This window comes from Comamonas sp. B-9 (assembly GCF_000410635.1).
GTDB lineage: Bacteria > Pseudomonadota > Gammaproteobacteria > Burkholderiales > Burkholderiaceae_C > Comamonas.
Map to the genome: position 1 here is coordinate 1 of NZ_KE148534.1, position 325 is coordinate 325.

2 pseudogenes are annotated in these 325 nt (G+C 70.2%); both read left to right on the forward strand.

Annotated elements, in window-relative coordinates:
* A pseudogene (locus H928_RS26665) lies at window positions 1-159 on the forward strand (ATPase); the annotation flags it as partial.
* Window positions 156-325: pseudogene (locus H928_RS33090) on the forward strand (chromosome partitioning protein ParB); the annotation flags it as partial. The pseudogenes H928_RS26665 and H928_RS33090, both read left to right, overlap by 4 nt.

Below are 325 nucleotides of genomic sequence, written 5' to 3' on the forward strand. Positions count from 1 at the left end.
GAGCAGCCGCTGCCCGCGCTGCGCTCGGAAGTACGCCAGCGCATCGTCTTCGCAGACAGCGTGGCCGCCGGCCGGCTTGCCCGCGAGCTGGCGCCCGACAGCGCCGCCGCCCGCGAAATCACCGCGCTGGTGGACGAACTGCTGCGGTGGCCATCATGACCACAAAGCCGTCACTCGGCAGCAAACGCGCAGCCAAGCGCGTGGGCATTGGCGCGCGCCCGCCCACGAATCCGCACGCCGAAGCGTGGATTCGCCAAGGTGACGTCGATGCGCTGGGCAAAGGCGACCTCTACACGGCTCGTCTGACCCTCGACATCACGCCCGC